The sequence below is a fragment of the Streptomyces violens genome, from assembly GCF_000717745.1.
Lineage (GTDB): Bacteria > Actinomycetota > Actinomycetes > Streptomycetales > Streptomycetaceae > Streptomyces > Streptomyces violens.
The window spans coordinates 46015-69667 of sequence record NZ_JOBH01000025.1; the positions used below are offsets into that span (position 1 = coordinate 46015).

At 72.8% G+C, this 23653-nt stretch carries 21 protein-coding genes; 7 read left to right on the forward strand and 14 right to left on the reverse strand.

Features of this window, described 5'->3' with window-relative positions; all coding sequences use genetic code 11:
- Nucleotides 1–30: 30 nt before the first annotated feature.
- Together IF04_RS0133325 and IF04_RS0133330 are read right to left on the reverse strand one after the other, a co-directional pair.
- Nucleotides 31–1110, reverse strand: coding sequence for a lactonase family protein (locus tag IF04_RS0133325; protein WP_030266690.1), 1080 nt, complete (start codon nt 1108–1110; stop codon nt 31–33).
- A 147-nt stretch (nt 1111–1257) separates the two neighbouring features.
- Nucleotides 1258–2808, reverse strand: a complete 1551-nt coding sequence (locus IF04_RS0133330; protein ID WP_030266694.1) for an FUSC family protein — start codon at nt 2806–2808, stop codon at nt 1258–1260.
- 389 nt (nt 2809–3197) lie between these two features.
- On the opposite strand from IF04_RS0133330, the gene IF04_RS0133335 reads away from it, so the two are divergent.
- The 4 genes from IF04_RS0133335 (at nt 3198) to IF04_RS0133345 (ending at nt 8202) form a co-directional block, all read left to right on the forward strand.
- On the forward strand, nt 3198–5246 hold the full coding sequence (locus IF04_RS0133335) for an ATP-binding protein (RefSeq protein WP_211259897.1): 2049 nt from the start codon (nt 3198–3200) through the stop codon (nt 5244–5246).
- A 103-nt stretch (nt 5247–5349) separates the two neighbouring features.
- Nucleotides 5350–5430 carry a putative leader peptide gene (locus IF04_RS40465; protein ID WP_425428484.1) on the forward strand — a complete coding sequence of 27 codons (81 nt, stop codon included), beginning with the start codon at nt 5350–5352 and terminating at the stop codon, nt 5428–5430.
- A gap of 250 nt (nt 5431–5680) precedes the next feature.
- Entirely contained in the window at nt 5681–6835 is a 1155-nt protein-coding gene (locus tag IF04_RS0133340; RefSeq protein ID WP_030266699.1) for an LLM class flavin-dependent oxidoreductase, read from the forward strand.
- Nucleotides 6832–8202 carry an MFS transporter gene (locus IF04_RS0133345; protein WP_030266702.1) on the forward strand — a complete coding sequence of 457 codons (1371 nt, stop codon included), beginning with the start codon at nt 6832–6834 and terminating at the stop codon, nt 8200–8202. Before IF04_RS0133340 ends, IF04_RS0133345 begins: the two co-directional genes overlap by 4 nt.
- On the opposite strand, the gene IF04_RS38940 is transcribed toward IF04_RS0133345, so the two are convergent.
- From IF04_RS38940 to IF04_RS0133375, 6 genes are all read right to left on the reverse strand, one after another.
- On the reverse strand, nt 8192–8329 hold the full coding sequence (locus tag IF04_RS38940; protein ID WP_157847748.1) for a hypothetical protein: 138 nt from the start codon (nt 8327–8329) through the stop codon (nt 8192–8194). The two genes, IF04_RS0133345 and IF04_RS38940, sit on opposite strands and share 11 nt — an antisense overlap.
- 184 nt (nt 8330–8513) lie before the next feature.
- Nucleotides 8514–8870, reverse strand: a complete 357-nt coding sequence (locus IF04_RS0133355) for an ArsR/SmtB family transcription factor (protein ID WP_051831802.1) — start codon at nt 8868–8870, stop codon at nt 8514–8516.
- Nucleotides 8857–9279 carry a hypothetical protein gene (locus tag IF04_RS0133360; protein WP_030266706.1) on the reverse strand — a complete coding sequence of 141 codons (423 nt, stop codon included), beginning with the start codon at nt 9277–9279 and terminating at the stop codon, nt 8857–8859. The genes IF04_RS0133355 and IF04_RS0133360 overlap by 14 nt, the downstream gene beginning before the upstream one ends.
- A gap of 71 nt (nt 9280–9350) precedes the next feature.
- Nucleotides 9351–10376 (reverse strand): WD40 repeat domain-containing protein, encoded by a 1026-nt coding sequence (locus IF04_RS0133365; RefSeq protein WP_245654586.1) that lies wholly within the window; start codon nt 10374–10376, stop codon nt 9351–9353.
- Entirely contained in the window at nt 10373–11395 is a 1023-nt protein-coding gene (locus IF04_RS0133370; protein WP_030266709.1) for a CobW family GTP-binding protein, read from the reverse strand. Before IF04_RS0133370 ends, IF04_RS0133365 begins: the two co-directional genes overlap by 4 nt.
- Before the next feature lie 22 nt (nt 11396–11417).
- Nucleotides 11418–11831, reverse strand: a complete 414-nt coding sequence (locus IF04_RS0133375) for a Fur family transcriptional regulator (protein WP_030266711.1) — start codon at nt 11829–11831, stop codon at nt 11418–11420.
- A 160-nt stretch (nt 11832–11991) separates the two neighbouring features.
- On the opposite strand from IF04_RS0133375, the gene IF04_RS0133380 reads away from it, so the two are divergent.
- Both IF04_RS0133380 and IF04_RS0133385 read left to right on the forward strand, forming a co-directional pair.
- Nucleotides 11992–12471, forward strand: coding sequence for an Lrp/AsnC family transcriptional regulator (locus IF04_RS0133380; RefSeq protein WP_030266714.1), 480 nt, complete (start codon nt 11992–11994; stop codon nt 12469–12471).
- Nucleotides 12472–12495: 24 nt separating this feature from the next.
- On the forward strand, nt 12496–13197 hold the full coding sequence (locus IF04_RS0133385) for an HAD family hydrolase (protein ID WP_030266716.1): 702 nt from the start codon (nt 12496–12498) through the stop codon (nt 13195–13197).
- Here the strand turns inward: IF04_RS0133385 and IF04_RS0133390 are convergent.
- Together IF04_RS0133390 and IF04_RS0133395 are read right to left on the reverse strand one after the other, a co-directional pair.
- Nucleotides 13145–14797 carry an AMP-binding protein gene (locus IF04_RS0133390; protein WP_030266718.1) on the reverse strand — a complete coding sequence of 551 codons (1653 nt, stop codon included), beginning with the start codon at nt 14795–14797 and terminating at the stop codon, nt 13145–13147. The two genes, IF04_RS0133385 and IF04_RS0133390, sit on opposite strands and share 53 nt — an antisense overlap.
- Before the next feature lie 70 nt (nt 14798–14867).
- On the reverse strand, nt 14868–15533 hold the full coding sequence (locus IF04_RS0133395; protein ID WP_030266721.1) for a TetR/AcrR family transcriptional regulator: 666 nt from the start codon (nt 15531–15533) through the stop codon (nt 14868–14870).
- A 93-nt stretch (nt 15534–15626) separates the two neighbouring features.
- Between IF04_RS0133395 and IF04_RS0133400 the strand changes: the two genes are divergently transcribed.
- Nucleotides 15627–18833 carry an acetyl-CoA carboxylase family protein gene (locus IF04_RS0133400; protein WP_037961644.1) on the forward strand — a complete coding sequence of 1069 codons (3207 nt, stop codon included), beginning with the start codon at nt 15627–15629 and terminating at the stop codon, nt 18831–18833.
- 10 nt (nt 18834–18843) lie between these two features.
- On the opposite strand, the gene IF04_RS0133405 is transcribed toward IF04_RS0133400, so the two are convergent.
- Genes IF04_RS0133405 through IF04_RS0133420 form a run of 4 tightly spaced genes read right to left on the reverse strand, consistent with a single transcriptional unit; the run spans nt 18844 to nt 23651 of the window.
- On the reverse strand, nt 18844–19980 hold the full coding sequence (locus tag IF04_RS0133405) for an XdhC family protein (protein WP_030266727.1): 1137 nt from the start codon (nt 19978–19980) through the stop codon (nt 18844–18846).
- Nucleotides 19973–22126: a xanthine dehydrogenase family protein molybdopterin-binding subunit gene (locus tag IF04_RS0133410; protein WP_030266731.1), complete on the reverse strand. Its 2154-nt coding sequence runs from the start codon at nt 22124–22126 to the stop codon at nt 19973–19975. Before IF04_RS0133410 ends, IF04_RS0133405 begins: the two co-directional genes overlap by 8 nt.
- Nucleotides 22123–23115, reverse strand: coding sequence for an FAD binding domain-containing protein (locus tag IF04_RS0133415; RefSeq protein ID WP_030266734.1), 993 nt, complete (start codon nt 23113–23115; stop codon nt 22123–22125). The genes IF04_RS0133410 and IF04_RS0133415 overlap by 4 nt, the downstream gene beginning before the upstream one ends.
- Nucleotides 23112–23651: a 2Fe-2S iron-sulfur cluster-binding protein gene (locus tag IF04_RS0133420; RefSeq protein WP_030266737.1), complete on the reverse strand. Its 540-nt coding sequence runs from the start codon at nt 23649–23651 to the stop codon at nt 23112–23114. Before IF04_RS0133420 ends, IF04_RS0133415 begins: the two co-directional genes overlap by 4 nt.
- Between the last annotated feature and the right edge of the window lie 2 nt (nt 23652–23653).

The window sequence follows — 23653 nt, forward strand, 5'->3', positions numbered from 1 at the left end:
CGCCGAGCGTCCGCTATCGGCTGAACATACTCAACGGTCGGCGCCGACCGGCAGGTTCCCGAAGACCACGCAGGAAGCCGACGGTACCGGGATCGAACCTGCCCGCTCCGGGACGCCCGTTTCCGGGGCGACCGTGAACCATGTGACGTCCCCGGAGCGCTCGTTGGCGGCGTAGAGGTGCCGCCCTCCGGGGTGCAGCGCCAGGTCGCGCGGCCAGGTGCCGCCGCACGGCACGGTCGTGACGAGCCGCGGCGACAGGCCGTCCTGCTCCAGCGCCAGTACGGCGATGCTGTCGTCCCCGCGGTTGGCGGCCCAGCCGAACCGTCCGTCGGCGGAGACCACGAACTCGGACGGCAGCGTCGGCGTCACGCCACCGTCAGGCAGTACGGACGTCTCCCCCACCGGCGTCAGCACCCCCTGTACGGCGTCCCAGCGGCAGGTGGTCACCGTCGGATCCAGTTCGTTGATGACGTACGCGAGCCAGCCGCCCGGGTGGAAGCGCAGATGGCGCGGGCCGCTGCCGGCGCGCAGCGCGATCTCGCGGCGCATGACCAGTCGCCCGCTCCCCGGGTCGATGTCGCAGACGCGTACGGAGTCGGTGCCGAGGTCCACGCTGAGCACCCAGCGTCCCGTGGGGTCGGCCACCACGGCGTGCGCGTGCGGGCCGGTCTGCCGCTCGGCGTTCGGGCCGCTGCCGTGGTGCTGGAGCACGGCGCCGGGGCCGGGCGCGGTGGGCGCGCCGTCGGCCCGCAGGGGCAGCGCACTCACGCTGCCGGAGCGGTAGTTGGCGGTCAGCAGGTGCCCGGCGTGCGGGGTGAGGTGGGTGGGCGCGGAGCCGTGCACGGGCACCGGCGGCGCGAGCGGTTCCGGCCGGTCGCCCGCGAGCGAGAACGCCGCGGCCGCGCCGTCGGGCGTCTCACTCACCGCGTACAGCAGCCGGCCGTCGCCGGACACCGCGAGGTAGGAGGGGTTGGTCACCGCGTCGGTGCGGTGCAGTTCCTTCAGGGCCCCGCTCTCCGGGTCGGCCTCCGCGGTCACCACGCCGGCCCCGCCGGCCGTCGACCCGATGTACGCCCGCCGCCCGGCACCGTTCCGGCCGTCACCGTTCACACCCGTACCCCGCTTCCCGTCCGCACGCCCCGCATCGGTCGGTCACCGACGCTAACAGCCGGGGCGGCGCGGAGCCCGCCTGTATCCGCCTGTATCCGTCCGTACTCCGTGCGTACAGCCCGTCCGTACCCGCCCGTGCGGTCGTCGTCAGGCGCTGATCAGCGGCGGGCGACCGGAATCGCGCAGAGGTACCGCGAGTTCGGCGAGCGCCCTTTCCAGGCCGTCGAGGTGGGCGAGGGCCGGTTCCGTCGCCGAAATGCGCGGCGCGGCGGCCACGGCCACCCACTGCTGACCGGCCACCCGCTCCCGCTGCTGACCGGCCGCCCGCTCCGCCGCGCGCTCCGGCGTCGTCAGCGCCGCCACCGCGGCCTCGACCCGTCGGCACGCCGCGGTGAGGCGGTCGTCGTGGGACGCCTCGGGGTCGGCCGCGACGGCGGCCAGCCCGCGGACCTCGCGGGCGCAGTCGTCGAGCAGGGCGACGACCTGACGCGCCCGCTCCTTGCGGGCACGCAGCGGGCTGAGCGGGTGGACCAGCGGGGCGATCGAGACCCGTACCTTGCCGAGCAGCAGCTCCAGCTCGGCGATCCGCGGCGCGGGGTCGGCGGCCGCGGAGCCGGCCAGCCGCGCGGCGGCCTCGGCCGTGCAGGCGTGCACGCAGCGCAGCGCGCGCTCGATCCAGGCGTCCGTCGTGGCGTGCGTGGTGACGGGCAGCACGAGCAGCACCGCCAGTACCGCGCCGAGCGCCCCGACGCCCGTCTCCGTGACCCGCAGCACGAGCAGCCCCGGGTCCAGCACGCCGAGGAGCCCGTACAGCAGCCCCGCCATCACCGTCACCGCGAACATCATCCAGGTGTACGAGACGGCGGCCGTGTAGAAGATCCCGAAGACACAGACCGCGACGAGCGCGGCGGTGGCCACCGGCGCGCCGTGCAGCGGTACGGCGACGCCCAGCCCGACGACGATCCCGAGCACCGTGCCGAGCACCCGCCGGAAGCTCCGTACCAGCGTCTCGCCGCTCGACGCCGTGTTCACGAAGACCCACCACGTCGCGCCCACGGCCCAGTACCAGCGGTCATGGGAGAGCACCTGCCCCGCCGCGAGTGCGAAGGCACCGCCGGCCATGGCCTGGACCGCCTGCCGCGTGGTCGGCCGGGCGAGCCCGGTGCCGACGTTCAGCGGCGGTACGACGGCGGGCGGCGGCAGCCGACGCTCGTAACACCACAGTCCGAAGCGCACGGCCGAGGAGGCCAGCAGCGACAGCAGCATCGCTTCGTAGAGCTCGGGCAGCTGGCCGGGCACCGTGTGCAGGAACTGCGACGCGAAGAAGGCCATGAAGCCGAGCACGCCGAGGGAGTGCCCCCGCGGCCCCCACCGGCGCGCGTACACCCCGGTGCCGACCACGGCGAGAAAGGCCGCGTCCCGGGCCAACGGGTAGTCGTGCAACATCGCGGCGAGGGCGAGTACGGGGAAACCCACCGCCGGGAACAGCGCGGTGGTGACCGCCTGTCCCCGAACCGTCGGGTCCGTCACCGTGAAGAGCGCCAGCAGGGCCGCGAGCCCACCGAAGATGACCGCGACCAGCGAATGGCCGGCCAGTCCGCACAGGACCACCGCCAGCCCGATGCCGAGCACCGCCCGCAGCGCACTGCGCAACCGCAGCCGCCCCGGATCCGGAGCAACGAACACCCTCTTCAGCACGGATCCCCGCCCCTTCTGCGTTCCAGCACGCATGGCATGAAAAAGGCGCCGCGGAATCCGCAGCGCCATCGACACGACCATCAGAACACCCGAGGGCACACTGGCTCAACAGGACGCGGAAACGCTGAGCCATTGGCACAGCAATACGCGCCCCCACGAGAACAAGAGCGTGCCAATGGACCACCTCGCCCGAGCGGAACGTGGAAGTAAGTGATCCGCTCCCAGCAGGCGGCGGCCTGTCGCGGTCAGGGTGGGGCGGGTTTGCACGGCTCTCAGGTATTCGGTGACATCGCGCCATGGTCCGGGGACGAGAGGGGACACTCTGCAGGGTGCGCTCCCTGCCGGTATCTCGTACGCGTCTGATCGGGCGCGCAGTCGAACTGACACGTGTGGAACGCCTTGTGTGCCGGCGGTCCCGGATGGTGACGCTGACCGGGGTCGCCGGCGTGGGGAAGACCCGTCTCGCGCAGGCGGCCGCACAGGCCGTGCAGGCGCAGTTCCGGGACGGGGTGTGGTTCGTCGAGCTGTCGCCGCTGCGGGACGGTGAGCTGGTCGCGCTGGTCATCGCCGAGGCGCTGCCGCTGGCCGACCAGACGACCCGGCCGATGATCGATGTGGTGGCGGAGTATCTGGCCGAGCGGGAGACGCTGCTGGTGCTGGACACCTGCGAGCACCTCGCCGAGGCCTGTGCCCTGACGGCGGAGGTGTTGCTGCAGGCCGCGCCGGGCCTGCGGATCCTGGCCACGAGTCGGCGCCCCCTGAATGTGGCCGGCGAGGAGGTGGTCGTGCTCGACCCGCTGCCCGTGCCCAAGGAGGGCGACCTGGCCACGGGCGCGGAGGACCCGGAGGACGCGGTGGCGCTGCTGGCCGAGCGGGCCACGCAGGCCGTGCCGGGCTTCACCGTTACCGACGCCAATCGGCCGGAGCTGGTACGGCTGTGCCGCCGCCTGGAGGGACTGCCGCTGGCGATCGAGCTGGCCGCGGCCCGGCTGCATGAGCTGAGCATGACCGAGCTGGCCGAGCGGCTGGACGACCGGTTGGGCGTGCTGGGCAACGACCGCGAGGTGGTGCCGGACGCCGATCCCCCGTGGCATCAGGCGCTGCGTACCGCGATCGGGTGGAGCAACGAACTGTGCACGCCGGAAGAGCGGCTGCTGTGGGCGCGGGTGTCGGTGTTCGCCGGCGATTTCGACGCCGAGGCGGCGCGTCGGGTGTGCGCCGACGACCTGATCCCCGGCGAGAAGATCCCGGCCCTCCTGCACGCGCTCGCCGATGCCTCGATCCTGTCCTGGACGCCCACCGGGGACGGGGACCGCTACCGGATGCTCGACACCATCCGCGAATACGGCGCCGGATGGCTGGCGGCCATCGGTGAGCGCGACGCCTGCCGCCGCCGCCACGTCGCCCACTACACCTCCCTGCTGCGCCACTTCGCCGACCGCTTCCTCACCTCCGAGCAGGTGCCGCTGTACTGGGGACTGGTCCCCGAGCGGGAGAACCTGCGCGCCGCGCTCGGTTACGCCCTCGACGGCGGTGGTGGCGACGCGGTGGCGCTGACGGCGGTGATGTGGCCGTACTGGACCTGTGCCGGGCAGCCCCGTGAGGCGGGCCACTGGATGGACCTGGCGCTCGCCCGTGCGCCCGAGCCGTCCGCCGACCGGTTCACGACCCTGGTGTGGAGCTGCACCTACGCGACGTACCGGGGCGAACACGCGGCGGCGCAGCAGTTCGCAAACGAGGCGCAGGAAGTCGCCGACCGGCTCGGCGACCTCCGACTGGCCGGATATGCCGCCATGAGCCGCGGGCAGTCGCTGGCCTACGCCGGCGCGCCCGACGCGGGCCTGGACCTGCTGCGCCGGGCGACCGAGATCTTCCGCGACCTCGGCGACACATCCGGCATGTGCCTGGCTGCGATCCGCAGCTGCGTCGCCCATACCATCGCCGGCGACGTCGACGCCACGCTCGCCGCCTTCGCCGAGGCGCGCGACCTGCTCGGCGAGGGCAATGAGGAGAGCTACTTCACGGCGTTCATCCTCATCTCCAGCGGCGTCGCCCAGGTGCTCTCCGGGGATACCACCGCCGCCGGCCAGGGCGGGCGCCGCGCCCTGGAGCTGCAGTCCGCGCGCGACGACCTGCTCGGCGTGGCGTCCTCCCTCAGCCTGCTGGCCTGGGTCGCCGCGCAGGAGGGGCGGCATTCCCGCGCGGCCTGTCTGTTCGGCGCGGCGAGCGCGGTGTTGGCGCTGGCGGGCGCGGCGCCGTTCGTCGGCAACCCGAAGCTGGGGGCCCTGCACGCCCGGTTCGACGCCACCGCCCGGGAGGCGCTCGGGGACCAGCGGTACGAGCTGCTGCACCGCCAGGGCGCGCAGTGGCCGCGATCGGCCGCCGTGGAATTCGCCGTGAGCGACCGCGACGCGCCTCCCACTGTCGGCGGCCAGTAGAAACGACTGGCGCCGCGCGCTCCGACCCCGGGCCGTCTCACGTGCTGAAATACTCGTCTCAGCGGCTTGATCCGCACAGGTCGGACGGCGCAGAATGCCAGGCATGACTGCTGCTGCCGACCTCCTCGTGGGACGCCTCCACGTCGATCTGTGTCGCCAGTCCAGCGCCAACTGTCGCGCCTGATGCGTTCTTCGGCCGCGTTCCCCGCTCTTCCCGGGCCCGCGCTGCCGCGCCTTTCTCCTGCTTTCCGAAGCTCTGCTGTCAGAAGCCCCGCTCTCCGAAGCACGGCTTTCTGAAGCTCCGCTTCCGCAGTTCCCCTTTCCGCACCTGGTGACGCACCGTCGTCGCCTCCTCCGCGGCGCACCGTCATGTCCCGCGCCGGGCCGTCGTGCCCTGCCCGGACGTGGCCCGCCGCCCTTCCCCGGAGTCCTCGATGTCTTCTGCCCTGACGTTCCATTGGTTCCTGCCCACGACCGGTGACAGCCGGCACATCGTCGGCGGCGGGCACGGCTCCCTGCCCGGCACCGCCGGCGGGGACCGGCCCGCCTCCGTCGAGTACCTCGGTCAGATCGCCCGCAGCGCCGAACAGCTCGGTTTCGTCGGGGCGTTGACGCCGACGGGCGCGTGGTGCGAGGACGCCTGGCTGACCACGGCGATGCTCACGCAGGTCACCGAGCGGCTGAAGTTCCTCGTCGCCTTCCGGCCCGGCCAGATCAGCCCGACCCTGTCGGCGCAGATGGCCGCGACGTACCAGCGGCAGTCGCACGGCCGGCTGCTGCTCAACGTCGTCACCGGCGGCGAGTCGGCGGAGCAGCGCGCGTACGGCGACTTCCTCGACAAGGACCAGCGGTACGCGCGCACCGGCGAGTTCCTGGACATCGTGCGGCGGCTGTGGGACGGCGAGACGGTCGACCACCACGGCGAGCATCTGCGGGTGGAAGGCGCCAAGTTGAACCGGCTGCCCGACCCGGTGCCGCGGGTTTACTTCGGCGGCTCCTCGCCCGCGGCCGGTGAGGTGGCGGCGCGGTACACCGATGTGTATCTGACCTGGGGCGAGCCGCCGCAGCAGGTGAAGCAGAAGATCGACTGGATCCAGTCGCTGGCCGCCGCGCAGGGCCGCGACGTACGGTTCGGTATCCGGCTGCACACCATCAGCCGGGACACCTCGGAGCAGGCGTGGGCCGAGGCGGAGCGGCTGTTGAAGGGGATGGACCCCGAGCGCATCAAGGCGGTGCAGCAGGGCCTGGCGACCAGCGAGTCCGAGGGCCAGCGCCGGATGCGCGAGCTGCACAACAGCGGGTCCAGCGACAACCTGGAGATCTACCCCAACCTGTGGGCGGGCGTCGGACTGGTACGCGGCGGCGCCGGCACGGCGCTGGTGGGCAGCCACGCCGAGGTCGCGAACCTCATCGAGGAGTACGCCCGGCTGGGCATCGAGGAGTTCGTGCTCTCCGGTGTGCCGCACCTGGAGGAGGCGTACTGGTTCGGCGAGGGCGTGCTGCCGCTGCTGGAGCGGCGCGGTCTGTGGCAGCACCCGGCCGGTCCGCGCACGGCCGAGGCGGGCATCGTCCCGTTCGCCGGCCGATGAGCCCGGCCCCCGCGCCCTCGCAGGCGCCACCGCACCCGGACGAACGGCAGGCGGGCGCCCCGCCGACCCGGCTGAAGACCGTGGTGCTCGCCAGCCTCCTGGGCACCACCGTCGAGTGGTACGACTTCTTCCTGTACTCGACGGCCGCCGGGCTGGTCTTCAACAAGCTGTTCTTCCCGACGGCGAACGGCACGGTCGGCACGATGCTGTCGTTCGCGACGTTCGCCGTGGGCTTCGTCGCCCGCCCGGTCGGCGGGCTGCTGTTCGGGCACATCGGCGACCGGATCGGCCGCAAGCGCACCCTCGCCTTCACGATGGGCCTGATGGGCGTCTCGACGGCGCTCATCGGCCTGTTGCCGACGTACCAGCAGGTCGGGCTGCTCGCCCCCGCACTGCTCCTGGTCCTGCGCGTCGCGCAGGGCGTGGCGCTGGGCGGCGAGTGGGCCGGAGCGGTATTGCTTGCGGTCGAGTACGGGCCCGACGGCCGCAAGGGCCGGTTCGGCAGCTATCCGCAGATCGGGCTGGCGCTCGGACTGGCGCTGGGCACCGGGGTGTTCGCATTGCTGAACGATGTGCTCAGCGATGCGGCGTTCCTCGGTTACGGGTGGCGGATCGCGTTCCTCGTCAGCCTGGTGCTGGTCGGGGTCGGCCTGACCGTACGGCTGAAGATCGACGAGACGCCGGCCTTCCGCGCGGTGCGCCGGCTGCAGGAGCTGCCGCGCTCCGCGCCCCTGGTGGAGCTGGTACGCGAGCCCGCGGCGCGTCGGCACGTCCTGCTCGGCATGCTGGCGCGGTGGGGTGAAGGGGCCGCCTTCAACACCTGGGGGGTCTTCGCGATCACCTACGCGACGGGGACGCTCGAGCTGGACCGTACGGCGGTGCTGCTCGCGGTGACGGCCGCCGCGCTGCTCATGGCCGTACTGATACCGATGTCGGGTGCGGCGGTCGACCGCCTGGGCGCGCGCCGCGTCTATCTCGTGGGCATGGGTGCCTTCGCCGTCTCGGTCTTCCCGGCGTTCTGGCTCTTCGGCACGGGCGGTACCTGGGCGTTCACCGCAGCGCTCCTCATCACCCTCGGGATCGTGCACGCGTCGTTCTACGGGGCCCAGGGCACGCTGTTCGCCGCGCTGTTCCGTACCCCCGTCCGGTACACGGGCATGTCGTTCGTCTACCAGATGTCCGGCATCTTCGCCTCGGGGATCACCCCGCTGGTCATGACGGCGCTGCTGGCCCTGGGATCGGGCACGCCATGGCTGGCCTGCGGCTATCTGGCCCTGACCGGCCTGGTGAGCATGGTGGCGACCGCCCGGCTCCGGGACTCGGACCTGCACGTCCCGACCGGCCGGTCCCGTCGCCTCACGCGGTAGCCATCGCCGCGTGCGTACGGTTCTTGCGTACGTACGCGGTGTACAGATCGATGACGAACCGGGTGAGGATCGCCTCGGCGATGACGAGCCCGGCCTTCGCCAGCGCCGCAACAAGGAATTCACCCACCGGAATCACGCTCCTGTCCCATTTTTACCGCTCGTGTCCGCGCGGCTTCCGGCGGGAGGCCGCGGCGGTCCCTCTGTATCCATCCATGCCCTGGTGAGGTGACGTGGGGGTGACTCGGGACCAATGCACGGTTACGCCATGGTGAATTGCCGGGCTGCAGGACACGGGCTCAGGGCATGTGGGGTCAGGGCATGCCCCGCAGGCCCAAACGGAGGTGTTCGGTGTGGTGCAGGGCCTCGTCGAGGAGCTGGGCGACATGGTCGTCGTACAGCCGGTAGACGATGCGCCGCCCTTCGCGGTGGCCGCTGACCAGGCCCAGTGTGCGCAGCAGGCGGAGCTGGTGGGAGACGGCGGACTGGGCCATGCCGATCTCCGCGGCGAGCTCGGAGACCGGGTGCGGGCGGTTCCGCAGCGCGGCGAGGATCAGCAGCCGGGAGGGGGCGGCCAGGGCCTGCAGGGTGGCCGCGACGACCGTCGCGGTCGCCGCGTCCAGGGCCACCCCCTCCTCCTCTGCACTGGTTTCCGCGTCAGCGGCGGGCACGGCCGCGCCTGCCTGCCGCCCGGCCCTGCTGCGCCGCACCCGGTGGCCGGATGAACTGGAGCTCCAGTGCGGGCGGCGGCGCGGCGATGCCGGGGCCGCCGTCGGCCGCCCACCGCAGGACGTCCTCGGTGGCGTCGTCGCTCATCGCGAAACCGATCCAGGCGGCCCGGCCGCCGTTCCGCCGCCCGGTGCCCGACGGCTGGACGACCAGCACGTTCGCCTGGTCGCAGGGGCCGAGGCAGTCGGTCGTACGGACCGCGAGGCGGCCTTCGGAGGCGCGGGCCGCCGCGCGCAGCCGGGCGAGCTGTCCGTCGTGGTCGAAGCCGCGGTGCTTGCGCGCGTTGCCGCAGCAGCAGCCCCGGCAGACGACCAGCGTGCACGGCCGGTCGCGCGCTGCACCGACCACCACCTGCGCCGCCGTGTCGGCGCGCGCGGCGAGTTCCTGCCGCCGCGCCGCGGCAGCGCGCCCGGCCGGGCGGCTCACAGCGTCACCCCCGGCGGCACCTCTACGGCCCGTACGGCACCGTCCCGGTACGCCACGACCAGCAGTTCGGAGCCGGCCCAGGCCAGCGCGGTGACCGCCGACCCGCCGGGCAGCGTGCGGGCCGGTGACAGCCTGGTCTGCGGGCGGCCCGACGTGGCGTGCCAGAGCGCGAGCGTGCCGTCGTCGCCGCCGGTGGCGAGGTGACCGGCGCCGCCGGGCCGCCAGGCCAGTGCGGTGACCTTACGGTGCGCGCTCAGCGAGCGCGGCGCCGTACCGGCGGGGCCCTTGCCGGAGAAGTCCCACACCGTGACGTCCGGCGCGCCGTCGGCTGCGAGCCAGAAACCGGTGTCGTCGAACGCGAGCCGGGAGACCTTCTCCCGGTAACCGGACATGGTCAGTTCGCTGCCGTCGCGGGTGCGCCAGATGTGGATCGAGGCGTCCTGGTTGCCGCTGCAGATCCAGCGGCCGGTGGGCGCCACGGCCAGCGCGAGGTGCGAGCCGACGTACGGATAGGTGACCACGGGCGCCGCGGTGTGCCGCTCGTGGCAGCGCACCGCTCCGTACGCCGCGACCGCCAGCCGCCGGCCGTCGCGCAGCCAAGCCAGGTCGGTGACGGTGCTGGGCGCCGGTTCGGTGGCCCAGAGCTGCTCGCCCTGCGCGTCCAGGACCAGCGCCTGCCGGCCGCGCGCCACGGCGACCCGCTGCCCGCCCGCCCAGACGGCGGTGGCCGACCAGGCACCCGTCTCGGTCAGCACCGTACGGCCGGTGTCCCTGTCCTGTACGCCGTAGCCGGTCGGCCCGGTGGCGACGAGGTGGCGGCCGTCGGGCGAGAGCGCGACGGACAGCGCGCCGCCGGGCAGTTCGAGCGCGGGCCGTACCGCGCCGGTGGCGGTGTCCACGGTCCAGACGCGGCCGTCGGCACCGGCCACCGCGGCGGTCCCGGCCCGCACGGAGAGCGCGACGGGCGCGTCCTCGACGGCGGCCTCCCAGGCGAGCGGCACACCAACGGCGGGGGCGGTCACGCGGCGGCTCCCGCGGTGCTCAGGCAGGCGGACAGGCCCTGCTCCAACTGGTCACGGTCCAGCCCGCGGCCGATGAAGACCAGCTTGCTCCGCCGCGTCTCGGCCGGCTGCCACTCCCGCCCGAACTGCCCATCCAGCAGCATGTGGACGCCCTGGAAGACGTACTGCTTCGGCGCTCCGGCGAGGGCGAGAATGCCCTTGGAGCGGAAGATGTCCGCGCCCTTCGTACGCAGCAGCGCGCCGAGCCAGCGGTTGAGCCGGGCCTCGTCCAGCTCGCCGGTCAGCTCGAAACCGACCGAGGTGACGCTGGTGTCATGCTGGTGCTCGGTCTCGGTCAGGAACTCCGGGTCGTCCTTGAGCACCCGCGCCAGGTCGAACGCGCCGACGTCCATGACCTCCTCGAGGTCCACCGCCGCGTGCCGGGCGGGGATGATCTGTACGGCGGCGTTGATCGCCCGGATACGGGAGACGACCTCCGCGACCGTCGTCTCGTCCACCAGGTCCGTCTTGTTGAGGACGATCCGGTCGGCGAAGGCGACCTGCTCCACGGCCTCGTTCTCCACGCCCTCGGGCTTCACCTCGTCGAGGTGCTGGATGGCGTGGGCCGCGTCGACGAGCGTGACGATGGCGTCCAGCCGAAGCTGGGCCGCGATCTCGTCGTCCATGAAGAAGGTCTGCGCGACGGGCGCGGGGTCGGCCAGCCCGGTGGTCTCGATCAGGATGTGGTCGAACTTCTCGCGGCGGCGCATCAGCGCGCCGAGGATGCGGATGAGATCGCCGCGCACGGTGCAGCAGATGCAGCCGTTGTTCATCTCGAAGATCTCTTCTTCGGCGTCGAGCACGAGCGCGTCGTCGATGCCGACCTCGCCGAACTCGTTCTCGATCACGGCGATCTTCATCCCGTGCTGCTCGGTGAGGATGCGGTTGAGCAGGGTGGTCTTGCCGGAACCGAGAAAGCCGGTCAGTACGGTGACGGGCACCCGCCCATCACGTGCGGCGGCGTCGGCAGCGTCGGTCATGGGGCGTCCTTCTGAGTAGGTGTCAGTGGGCGGTGGGCCGGCAGCGGCCGCAGACGCCGGTCAGTTCGACGGTGTGCTCGACATCGGTGAACCCGCTGGTCTCGCCGATGCGTTCGGCCCACCGCTCGACCACGCGCGAGTCGACCGGCCGGCTGTGGCCGCAGTCGCGGCACAGGAGGTAGTGCTGATGGCCGGCGGTGCTGCGTCTGCGGTACAGCCGTTCCCCCGTCCCGTCCCGCACGACGTCCACCTGGCCGCTGGCCTGGAGCTGGTGGAGCGCGCGGTAGACCGTCGTGAGGCCGACCGCGCAGTCCGCGGTGACCAGACGGGCGTGCAGCATCTGGGCCGAGACGAAGTCCTGGCAGTTACCGAGCGCACGCAGCACCGCGGCCCGCTGCGGGGTGTTCCGCGTCGGCGAAGGCTTGGCACCGGTCATGCTCGAGAGCCTAAATGAAAATGAATTCCATGTCCATGTGAGGGGCTGTTCATGTGTTACGGGCGCGCCCGCCCCGCTGTCGCAGGTCGCGGCGGCACACCGCAGACTGGAGGCGATCGACCGGAACCGCACCGCACCACCCGTAAGGAGGCCGTTCACCATGGCCGTGGACGCACTCGACGCCCGGATCCTCCGGCTGCTGCTGGAGCAGCCGCGGACGAGCGTGCGGGAGTACGCGCGCATCCTCGGCGTCGCGCGCGGCACGGTGCAGGCGCGCCTGGACCGGCTGGAGCGGGACGGTGTGATCACCGCGTACGGGCCGCGGCTCTCCCCCGCCGCGCTCGGGCACCCGGTCACCGCCTTCGCACACATCGAGGTCACGCAGGGACACCTGGAGGAGGTCGCGGCCCTGCTGGCCGAGGTGCCGCAGATCATCGAGGCGTTCTCGACCACGGGCGGCGGCGATCTGCTGGCCAAGGTGGTGGCGCGGGACGCGGCGCATCTGGAGGACGTGATCCAGCAGCTCATCAACATGCCGGGAGTGGTGCGGACGCGCACGGAGGTGGCGCTGCGCGAGCGTGTGCCGCACCGGCTGCTGCCGCTGGTGGAGGATGTCGGCGGGGCCGCGGCTCCACGCTGACCGCGGGCTTGGCATGCTGGGGGCATGAGCACCGAAGCCCCCTCCCGCACGCCCGTCATCTTCGACCTCGACGGCACCCTGGTCGACAGCGAGCCCAACTACTACGAGGCGGGGCGGCGGCTGCTCGCCCGGTACGGGGTCGAGGACTTCACCTGGGAGCACCACACGCGGTTCATCGGCATCGGGACGCGCGAGACGCTGGAGATCCTGAAGAAGGAGTACGGGATCCAGGCGCCCGTGAGCGAGCTGCTGGCCGGGAAGAACGCGATCTATCTGGAGCTGGCCGGGGCGCAGACCGAGGTGTTCCCGGAGATGCGGGCCTTCGTGGAGCAGCTGCACGCGGCGGGGCACCCGGTCGCGGTGGCGTCCGGCTCGTCCCGGGCCGCGATCGACGCCGTGCTGAAGGGCACCGACCTGGACGCGATGCTCAGCACGCGGGTATCGGCCGAGGAGGTGGGGCGCGGCAAGCCGGAGCCCGATGTCTTCCTGGAGGCGGCGAAGCGGCTGGGAGTGGCACCGGAGAGCTGCGTCGTGCTGGAGGACGCGCCGCCCGGAGCCGAGGCCGCGCGCCGCGCCGGGATGCGGTGCATCGCGATCCCGTACGTGGCGGAGACCGCGGGAGACCCGGCGTTCGAGGCCGCCGGGCTCCTCTTCAGGGGCGGTCAGCGGGAGTTCACGGCGCGGGCCGCGTACGCATGGCTCGCTCGGCCAGCTCCGTCTTCTTGATCTTTCCAGTGGCGGTGAGCGGCAGCTCCGCGGTCAACTCGATGGCGGGCAGCTTGTAGGGGGCCATGGCCGCGCCCGCCCACTCCGTCAGGGCCTCGGCGGTGAGCGTGCTGCCGGGGACGGTGCGGACGTAGGCGTACGGGCGCTGGCCGCGGCGCTCGTCCGGTACGGCCACCACCGCCGCGGCCAGCACGTCCGGGTGCCGTCCGAGCAGCGTCTCCACCTCCGTCGGGAAGACGCTCATGCCGTTCACCTTGATCATGTCCTTGTCGCGGCCGAGGTAGTGCAGACAGCCGTCCTCGTCGATGGAGCCGATGTCGCCGGTGTGCAGCCAGCCGTCGCGAAGGGCGGTCTCGGTGGCCTTGGGGGCGCGCCAGTACCGGGTGAGGACGGACGGGCCGCGGACGACGATCTCACCGCGCTCGCCGAGCGGCAGCGGCTCGCCGGTGGCGAAGTCCACGACCATGATGTCCGTGCCGGGGACGGGCAGCCCGCAGAACGTGGGCTCGCTGAGCAGGTCGGCGTCGCCGTCCTGGAAGCCGAGGGTGGAGGTGTCGCTGGTGTGCGTCTCGGTCATGCCGTACGACGCCTCGCGCAGCACGCTGTGGTCGCCGACGGCGCGGCGCCAGCGGTCGCGGACCTCCGGGGTGAGCTTGCGGATGAAGGAGACGGTGAGCGGCGAGGTGAAGGCGGAGAGATCACGGCCCGCGAGGTCCGGGCGGTCCAGGAGTTCGAGGTAGTTCTCGACCGTGCCCGCCATGGTGGCGACGCGGTACCGCTCCAGGCCTTCGATGACGGCGGCCGGGTCCCAGCGCGGCAGCAGCACGCTCGTGCCGCCGGAGACCAGCGGCGCGAGGATGCCCAGGTTCTCGCCCGCGATCCAGAAGATGGGCAGGTAGCAGAGGGAGACGATGCCCTCGGGAGCCAGGTCGGGGGCGCGGCCGGAGTCGATGGCGGTGGCCGTGTAGACCATGTGGCGCTGGGTGTGTTCGCAGCCCTTGGGCATGCCGGTGGTGCCGCCGGTGTAGTTCAGGGCGGCGAGCGCGTCGAGGTCGTCGGCGATCCGGCCGTGCGGGGCGTGCGCGAGCGCTGCGTCCCAGGCGTCGGTGTCGGCGAGGAGTACCTCGCGTACGGGCGTGTCCGCGCGTATCTCCTCGATGGCCGGGGCCAGTTCGGTACGGGAGATGACCAGGTGGGTGCCCGCGTCGGTCAGTTCGTGGCGGAGTTCGGCCGCCTTGAACATGGGATTGACCGGTACGTGGACCGCGCCGAGGCGTAGCACGGCGAGCATCGCGACGAGGAACTGCGGGCAGTTGGGCAGATGGACGCCGACCCGGTCGCCGGGCTGCACACCCTGCGCGGCCAGCCATCCGGCCAGCCGGTCGGACGCCTCGTCCAGCTCCCGGTAGGTCGTCTCGCGGCCGTCGAAGACGAGGGCCGGACGGTCGGGGGCCTCGGTGGCCCAGTGATGCACGTAACCGGGCACGGTCCGCTCGCCGGCCCGGAGCCGTATGGCGTCCGGCTGCCGGCCGCTGCGGGCCCGTTCCTGTCGGGTGCGGAGATCGGTCAGGTAGTGCTCGATACGCGTCGCGCGGCTCACTGCTACTCCTCCGGTATCGCCTGGTGTCCCTCGTCGTCCTGCGGCGGTGCTGTGCGGTGCTGCGGCGTCCCTAGGGGTTTTCTGACGGGACGCCGAGCAGGTGCAGGTACATGGCGGTGACGTCGCGTACGGCCGCCTCGTACGCGTCCGGGTCCTCCGCGACCAGCTGGGCGAACCGCACGCTCATTCCACCCACCGCGTGCGCCACCGCCAACGGGTCGGCGACCGGGGCCAGTTGACCGGTCTCGGTCAGGCGGCGGATGTAGCGGGCGGTGCGGCGGGTGGGCCGGCGGTTGATCTCCTCCCACAGCTCGCGCAGCCCGTCGTCCCCCTGCGCCTGCTGCTCGATCAGCCGGAGCAGCGGGAGGTGGGCGGCGTACGCGGCGAGGAAGGCGGCGGTGGAGTCGTGCGCGACGGCGCGGACGTCGTCGGGGTCGGTGTCCGGCACTTCCTGCGCGGCGAGGAAGGCGTCCCGTACGCGCACCGCGAGCACCTGGAAGATCTCTTCCTTGGACGCGAAGTAGACGTAGAACCCCGCGCGGGACAGCTCGGCCTCGGCGGCGATGTCGGCGATGGTGGCGGGCCCGTAGCCACGGCGCGCGAAGACCGCCTCGGCGGCGTCCAGCAGCCGGTGGCGCACGGGCGTGTCGCTGCGGTCGCGGGCGGTGCGGGTCGCCCAGGGCCGGTGTCCGCGGCCGGGCGGCTGCTGGGCGGCGGACTCGTCTGTGTTTGCCACGCCTTCTTTGTTTGCCACGCCTCGACCATATTGACGTTGACGCCAATGTCAATGACCATGACAGCGCCGTCTCAGCGTGGAGGTGCTTGCTCAATGGGGTCAGCCGTACTCGTCGCCAATCGCGGGGAGATCGCCGTCCGGGTGGTGCGTGCCGCGGCAGCGGCCGGACTGCGAAGCGTCGCGGTGTACGCGGAGGACGATGCGGCAGCCCCGCACGTCCGGCTCGCCGACGAGGCGCATCCGCTGCCCGGTTCCGGGCCCGCGGCCTACCTCGACGCGGCGGCCCTGCTGGCCGTCGCCCGGGAGGCCGACTGCGCGTACGTCCATCCCGGCTACGGCTTCCTCAGCGAGGACGCCGGCTTCGCGCGGGCCTGCGCCGAGGCGGGCACCGTCTTCGTCGGCCCCTCCCCCGAGGTGCTCGGGCTCTTCGGTGACAAGGCACGGGCCCGCGCGCTCGCGCAGTCCCTGGACGTACCGGTCCTGCCGGGCACCAGCGGCCCGACGACGCTGGAGGAGGCCCGCGCGTTCCTGACCGAAGGGCCCGGCGCGGGCGGCCCGGTGATGGTCAAGGCGCTCGGCGGGGGCGGCGGCCGCGGGATGCGCCGGGCGGCGGACACGGCCGAGCTGACCGAGGTGTGGGAGCGCTGCCGCTCGGAGGCGGTGCAGGGCTTCGGGCGCGGCGAGCTGTACGTCGAGCGGCTGCTGACCGGCGCGCGGCACATCGAGGTACAGGTCATCGGGGACGCGACCGGCGCGGTCACGCATGCCTGGGAGCGGGACTGCTCCGCGCAACGCCGCCACCAGAAGCTCATCGAGATCGCGCCGGCGCCCGCACTGGCCGCGTCCGTCCGGGACCGGCTGCTGGAGTGTGCGCTGCGGATGGCCCGCGAGGTCGGTTACACGGGCGTGGGCACCTTTGAATTCCTCGTGAGCGGCGAGGAGTACCACTTCATGGAGGCCAATCCGCGGCTCCAGGTGGAGCACACCGTCACCGAGGAAGTGACGGGCGTGGACCTGGTCGACGCGCAGCTGCGGCTGGCGGCCGGGGCGACGCTGGCCGATCTGGGGCTGGCCGACGGGCCGCCGGCGGCGCGCGGCTTCGCCGTACAGGCGCGGGTCAATGCGGAGGTGACGGCGGCGGACGGTACGGTACGCGGCTCCGCCGGCACGCTGACCCGCTTCGAGGTGCCGACCGGGCCCGGAGTGCGGGTGGACACCGGTGCGCGCGGCGGGCTGACCGTCGGCGCACGCTACGACCCGCTGCTGGCCAAGGTCGTCACACGCGTCCCCGTACCGGACTTCGCGGCGGCCTGTGAACGCTCCCGGCAGGCCCTCGCGGAGTTCGCCGTGGAGGGCGTACGGACCGGAATCCCGCTGCTGCGGGCCGTGTTGGGCCATCCGGAGTTCGCGGCGGGCGGCACGGACACGTCCTGGGTGGCGGAGCATCTGCCCGAACTCCTCACCGAACACGACGAGCCGGTGACCGCCGAGCCCGACGAGGACGGCGCGGTCGTCGCGCCCATGGCAGGCACCGTCGTCACCGTGACCGTGGCACCCGGCGACACCGTGCCGGCGGGTGCACAGCTCCTCGTCCTCGAAGCAATGAAGATGGAGCACGTGGTGACGGCGCCGACCGCCGGGATCGTGCGCTCCGTACGGGCAGGGGTCGGCGACACGGCTTCCGAGGGGCAGCCGCTGGTGGTCCTGGAGCCGGTCGCGGGCGACGCGGCGGACGAGGCGGCCGCCGCGGAGGCCGACCCGGACGCCATCCGTCCGGACCTCGCGGAGGCGCTGGCCCGGCACGCGGTCGGGCTGGACGCGCAGCGCCCGGAAGCGGTCGCCAAGCGGCACAAGCTCGGCCGCCGAACGGCACGCGAAAACATCAACGACCTGTGCGACGAGGGCAGTTTCACGGAGTTCGGCGCGCTGGCCATCGCCGCGCAGCGCCGTCGCCGCTCCCTGGACGACCTGATCGCCTCGACCCCGGCCGACGGCATGGTCACCGGTACAGGGACGGTCGACGGCGCGCCGTGCGTGGCGATGTCGTACGACTACACCGTGCTGGCCGGGACGCAGGGGCACAACAACCACCGCAAGACCGACCGCCTGCTGGGCGTGGCCGAGCAGCGGAAGCTGCCCGTCGTACTGTTCGCGGAGGGCGGCGGCGGCCGCCCCGGCGACACCGACACCTCCTCGATCGCCGGGCTGAATGTCATGACGTTCCATCAGATGGGGCGGTTGAGCGGTCTCGTGCCACTGGTCGGCATCGCGTCCGGGCGCTGTTTCGCGGGCAACGCGGCGCTGCTGGGCTGCTGCGACGTGGTGATCGCGACGCCCGAGGCGTCGATCGGGATGGGCGGCCCGGCGATGATCGAGGGCGGCGGGCTCGGCGTGTACGCGCCCGAGGACGTCGGCCCGCTGTCCGTGCAGGTCCCGAACGGCGTGGTGGACATACCCGTCGCGGACGAGGCCGAGGCGGTCCGCACGGCCAAGCGCTACCTCTCGTACTTCCGCGGCCCGGCCGAGGACTGGGAGGCACCCGATCCCCGGCTGCTGCGGCACGCCATCCCCGAGAACCGACGCCGCGCGTATCCCGTCCGCCGGGTGATCGACGGCCTCGCGGACACCGATTCGGTACTGGAACTGCGGGCGGGCTTCGGTACGGGCGTGGTGACGGCACTCGTACGGATCGCGGGCCGCCCGATGGGTCTGGTCGCCAACAACCCCGAACACCTCGGCGGCGCGATCGACCGCGACGCCGCCGACAAGGCCGCCCGCTTCCTCCAGCTCTGCGACGCGTTCGGCCTGCCGGTCCTCGCCCTCTGCGACACCCCCGGCTTCATGGTCGGCCCGGACGCCGAACAGGACGCGACCGTACGGCACTTCGCCCGCCTCTTCGTCACCGGCGCCAACCTCCGCGTCCCCGTCGTCGCCCTCATCCTCCGCAAGGCGTACGGACTCGGCGCGATGGCAATGATGGGCGGCTCGACCCACGCCCCACTGGCCACCGCCGCCTGGCCGACCGGCGAACTGGGCGGCATGGGCCTGGAGGGCGCGGTACGCCTGGGCTACCGCAAGGAGCTGGAGGCCATCACGGACCCGGACGAACGCCGGCACGCGTTCGAGACCCGGGTCGCCGAACTGTACGAACACGGCAAGGCGGTGAACGCGGCGGCCGCGCTGGAAATCGACGCGGTCATCGATCCGGCGGTCTCCCGGGACTGGATCGCGGCGGCGCTGGAGGGGTACCGGGCGGAGGAACTCCCGCTGAGTGGGCGGGGGTTCGTGGACACCTGGTGAGTCGTGTGAGCTAGTGAGCGGTGCGGGTGGGGCGTTGACCACCGTGGATCGGGAACCGAGCCCCCGTCAGTGGTACCCCCGTCCCCCCGTGCCGGGTGGCGATGATTTCTGCGGCGATGGAGAGGGCGGTTTCTTCGGGGGTGCGGGCGCCGAGGTCTAGGCCGATCGGGGAGTGGAGGCGGGCGAGGTCTTGGTCGGTGAGGCCGGCTTCGCGGAGGCGGCGGTTGCGGTCCTCGTGGGTGCGGCGGGAGCCCATCGCGCCGATGAACGCGGCCGGGCGCCGCAGGGCCGTCGTCAGCAGGGGGACGTCGAATTTGGCGTCGTGGGTGAGTACGCACAGGACCGTGCGGTCGTCGGTGCCGGTGCGTTCGAGGTAGCGGTGCGGCCAGTCGACCACGATGTCGTCGGCCTCGGGGAAGCGGGCCCGTGTGGCGAAGACGGCGCGGGCGTCGCACACGGTCACGTGGTAGCCGAGGAACTTGCCCGTGCGGACGAGTGCCGCGGCGAAGTCGATGGCGCCGAAGACGATCATGCGGGGCGGGGGGACGCTGGATTCAACGAAGAGCGTTACGCCGCCCGGGCAGTGCGATCCGTCCTCGGAGATGTCGAGTGTGCCGGTGCGGCCCACGTCGAGCATGGCGCGGGCCTCAGCGGCGGCCGTACGATCCAGAAGACCCTGCCCGCCGAGAGCACCCTCGTACGAGCCGTCCGGGTGGACCAGCAAGGCCCGCCCCAGTAGTTCCGGTGGGCCCGCGGCCACGCGGGCGAGGGCCGTTGGCTCGCCCCGGGCCGCGCCGGACAGGGCGGTCGCGAGGACCGCCCTGTCCGGCGCGTCGGCGGGTACCGGTGTGACCAGGACCTCGATGACTCCGCCGCAGGTCAGGCCGACGGCGAAGGCGTCCTCGTCGCTGTAGCCGAAGCGCTCGCGTACCGTCGTGCCGTCCTGGAGGGCCTGGACGCACAGGTCGTACACGGCGCCTTCCACGCAGCCGCCGGAGACCGAGCCGATCGCCGTGCCCTCGCTGTCGACGGCGAGGGCGGCGCCGGGCCGGCGCGGCGCGCTGCCGCCCACGGCCACGACGCTCGCCACGGCGAACTCGCGGTCCTCCCGCAGCCACCGGTCCAGCTCGGCGGCGATGTCAAGCATCCGGGCCCTCGGCACCGGCCCCCGCACCGGCCGGCACCGCGGCGCCCGCCAGCAGGACGCGGTCCGGGCGGATCGGCAGGTGGCGGTGGCGTACGCCGGTCGCGTGCCAGACCGCGTTGGCGATCGCCGCGGCGGCTCCCACGATGCCGATCTCGCCGACGCCCTTGATCCCGACCGGGTCGTCCGCGTCCGTGTCCTCGACCCAGTCCGCCTCGATGAGCGGCACATCGGCGTTGGCGGCGACGTGGTAGCCCGCGAGGTCGGCGCCGACATGGCCGCCCGAGGCCGCGTCCCGTACCGCCTCTTCGTGCAGCGCCATGGACAGGCCCCAGGTCATCCCGCCGATGAGCTGGCTGCGCGCCGTCAGCGGGTTCACGATCCGGCCCGCGGCGAAGATGCCGAGCATCCGGCGGACGCGGACCTCGCCGGTCGTGACGTCCACCGCGGTCTCGGCGAACTGCGCGCCGAAGGAGTACCGCTCCTTCTGGGCCAGCGCGGCGAGGGCCTCCGAGGTGTCCGACCGTACGGTGATGCCCTCGGGCGGGATCGTGCCGCCCAGCGCCAGCTGCTCGCGCAGGTCCTTCGCCGCGGCCGTGACCGCCCAGGCCCAGGAGCGGGTGCCCATGGAGCCGCCCGCGATCCACGCCGGGCCGAAGTCGCTGTCCGCGATCCGGGTGCGGACGCGGCCGGTCTCGACCTGCAGCGCGTCGGCGGCGATCTGGGTGAGCGCGGTGCGCGCACCGGTGCCGATGTCCGCCGCGTTGATCCGTACCGTGAAGGTGCCGTCCGCCTCCGCCGTGACGGCAGCGGTGGACGGGCCGGCGCCGGAGGGGAACGAGGCCGCCGCCACGCCCGTACCCAGCAGCCAGCGGCCTTCGCGGCGCACGCCGGGGCGCGGGTCGCGGTCGGCCCAGCCGAACCGGCGGGCGCCCTCCTCGAAGCAGGCGAGCAGGTTGCGGCTGCTGAACGGCAGGCCGGAGACGGGTCCCGCGTCCGGTTCGTTGCGGACCCGCAGCGCGATCGGGTCGACGCCGCACTTCTCGGCGAGCTCGTCGAGCGCGCACTCCATCGCGAAAGAGCCCGGCGCCTCGCCCGGCGCGCGCATGAAGGTCGGCGTCGGCACATCGAGGCGTACGACGCGGTTGACGGAGTGGTGCGCGTCGGAGGCGTACATCGAGCGCCCCACGTTGGCGCTCGGCTCGATGAATTCGTGCACGGTCGACGTGAGGTTCTGGGCCTCGTGGGCGAACGCGCGCAGCCGCCCGTCGGCGTCGGCACCGAGCCGGACGCGCTGCACCGTGGGGCTGCGGTAGCCGGTGAGCGAAAACATCTGACGGCGGGTCAGGACGACGCGTACCGGGCGCTGGAGCGCGGTCGCGGCCATCACCGCACACACCTGGTGCGCACGGATTCCCTTGGAACCGAAGCCGCCGCCGACATGTTCGGACCGCACCCGCACCGAGGCCGGGTCGAGGGAGAACAGCTTCGCGAGCTCGTCCGCCACCCACATGGTGCCCTGGTTGGAGTCGACGACCTCCAGCCGGCCGTCCTCCCAGCGCGCCATCGCCGCGTGCGGCTCCAGCATCGTGTGGTGCTCTTCGGGCGTGGTGTACTCCGCGTCCAGGACGACGGCGGACGCGGCGAGTTCGGCCTCGACGTCCCCCTTCTCCACGGCGGAGTTCTCCGGTGTGTACGTACCGTCCCGGCCGGCGGCGAACGCGACGTCGTGCGGCTCCTCGTCGTACTCCACCACCAGCGCCTCCGCGGCCTCCCTGGCCTGCTCGGAGGTCTCGGCGACGACCAGCGCCACCGGCCAGCCCAGGTACGGCACGCGGTCGTCCTGGAAGACCGCGAGGGTCGGGTCGGGCTTTCCGAGCAGCCCCACGTAGTCGGTGTCGAGGCGCGGCGCGTTGCCGTGGTGCAGGACGGACAGCACACCGGGCATGGCCAGTACGGCGTCGGCGCCGACGGAGCGGATGCGGCCGCGGGCGACGGTGGAGACCACGAGCCAGCCGTGGGCGAGTTCGGCGTAGGGGATCTCCCCCGCGTAACGCGCGGCGCCGGTGACCTTGGCGACGCCCTCGATGCGCGTGTGCGCGGTGCCGACGGCGCCCGTCACCGCCGGGGTTCCGGTCATGGTGGTCATCGGGCGGCCTCCTCGGTGAGCTCGGTCAGTACGGCTGTGACGAGGTTGCGCATCAGTGTCACCTTGTATGCGTTGTCGGGCAGCGGCTCGGCGGCCGCCAGCTCGGCGTCCGCGGCGGCGGCGAAGGCCTCGGCGGTCGCCGGACCACCGGTCAGCAGCCGCTCGGCCGTCAGCGCACGCCACGGCCGGGACGCCACCGCGCCGAAGGCGAGGCGTACGTCGCGTACGGTCCCGTCCTGGACGTCGAGGGCTGCGGCGACCGAGCCGATCGCGAAGGCGTAGGAAGCGCGCTCGCGCACCTTGCGGTACCGCGAGACGGTGGCGACCGGTGCCGGCGGCAGGGTGACGCCCGTGATGAGCGCGCCGGCCGGCAGGGCGGTCTCCAGATGCGGGGTGTCACCCACGGGGAGGTAGAACTCCGAGAGCGGCAACTCCCCCGGCCCGTCTGCCGTTTCGTACGTCACCACCGCGTCGAACGCGCTGAGCGCCACCCCCATGTCCGAGGGGTGGGTGGCCACGCAGTGCGCGGAGGCGCCGAGGATCGCGTGGTTGTGGTGCTCGCCCTCGATGGCGGGGCAACCGCTGCCGGGGACACGCTTGTTGCACGGCTTGGCAGTGTCGGTGAAGTAGCCGCAGCGGGTGCGCTGGAGCAGATTCCCGCCGACCGTCGCCATGTTGCGCAGCTGGCCCGAGGCGCCGGCCAGTACGGCCTGTGTCAACGCCGGGTAGCGGCCCCGTACTTCGGGGTGCGCGGCGAGGTCGCTGTTGGTCACGGTCGCACCGATGTGCAGACCGCCGTCCTCCGTCGCCTCGATCCGGTCGAGGGGCAGGTCCCGTACGTCGATGAGCAGTCCGGGCCGCTCCACGCCGGTCTTCATCAGGTCGACGAGGTTGGTGCCGCCACCGAGGTAGCGCGCGTCGGGCTCGGCGCCGAGCAGCGCGACCGCGCCGGGGACGTCGAGGACGCGCTGGTAACCGAATTCCTTCATACCGCGGCCTCCACTCCGGCCGCGCGCGCGACCGCCTGGACGATGGACACATACGCACCGCAGCGGCACAGGTTGCCGCTCATCCGTTCCCGGATCTCGTCGGCGGTGAGCGGCGGCGGCCCCGCTTCGGGCCGTACGTCGTCGGTCACGGCGCTCGGCCAGCCCGCCGCGTGCTCCTCGATCACCGCGAGGGCCGAACAGATCTGCCCGGGCGTGCAGTAGCCGCACTGGTAACCGTCGAGGTCGACGAACGCCTGCTGCACCGGGTGCAGTTGGTCGCCGTCGGCCACGCCTTCGATGGTGGTGATATCGCGCCCCTCGGCGGCCACGGCGAGCTGCAGACAGGACACGGCCCGCCGCCCGTCGATCAGCACCGTGCAGGCGCCGCACTGCCCCTGGTCGCACCCCTTCTTCGTACCTGTCAGATCGAGCCGCTCGCGCAGCGCGTCGAGCAGGGTGGTGCGGTGGTCGACGGGCAGCGTGTACTTCTCTCCGTTGACGTGCAAGGTGATGGCGCTGGACGTCGATGGGGCCATGA

Coding starts and splice junctions, on each gene's coding strand:
- IF04_RS0133380 (WP_030266714.1), top strand. CDS start 11,992: ATGGCCGTGGACGCACTCGACGCCCGGATCCTCCGGCTGCTGCTGGAG.
- IF04_RS0133385 (WP_030266716.1), top strand. CDS start 12,496: ATGAGCACCGAAGCCCCCTCCCGCACGCCCGTCATCTTCGACCTCGAC.
- IF04_RS0133410 (WP_030266731.1), bottom strand. CDS start 22,126: ATGACCACCATGACCGGAACCCCGGCGGTGACGGGCGCCGTCGGCACC.
- IF04_RS0133415 (WP_030266734.1), bottom strand. CDS start 23,115: ATGAAGGAATTCGGTTACCAGCGCGTCCTCGACGTCCCCGGCGCGGTC.
- IF04_RS0133345 (WP_030266702.1), top strand. CDS start 6,832: ATGAGCCCGGCCCCCGCGCCCTCGCAGGCGCCACCGCACCCGGACGAA.
- IF04_RS0133405 (WP_030266727.1), bottom strand. CDS start 19,980: ATGCTTGACATCGCCGCCGAGCTGGACCGGTGGCTGCGGGAGGACCGC.
- IF04_RS0133375 (WP_030266711.1), bottom strand. CDS start 11,831: ATGACCGGTGCCAAGCCTTCGCCGACGCGGAACACCCCGCAGCGGGCC.
- IF04_RS0133400 (WP_037961644.1), top strand. CDS start 15,627: ATGGGGTCAGCCGTACTCGTCGCCAATCGCGGGGAGATCGCCGTCCGG.
- IF04_RS0133370 (WP_030266709.1), bottom strand. CDS start 11,395: ATGACCGACGCTGCCGACGCCGCCGCACGTGATGGGCGGGTGCCCGTC.
- IF04_RS0133340 (WP_030266699.1), top strand. CDS start 5,681: ATGTCTTCTGCCCTGACGTTCCATTGGTTCCTGCCCACGACCGGTGAC.
- IF04_RS40465 (WP_425428484.1), top strand. CDS start 5,350: ATGACTGCTGCTGCCGACCTCCTCGTGGGACGCCTCCACGTCGATCTG.
- IF04_RS0133420 (WP_030266737.1), bottom strand. CDS start 23,651: ATGGCCCCATCGACGTCCAGCGCCATCACCTTGCACGTCAACGGAGAG.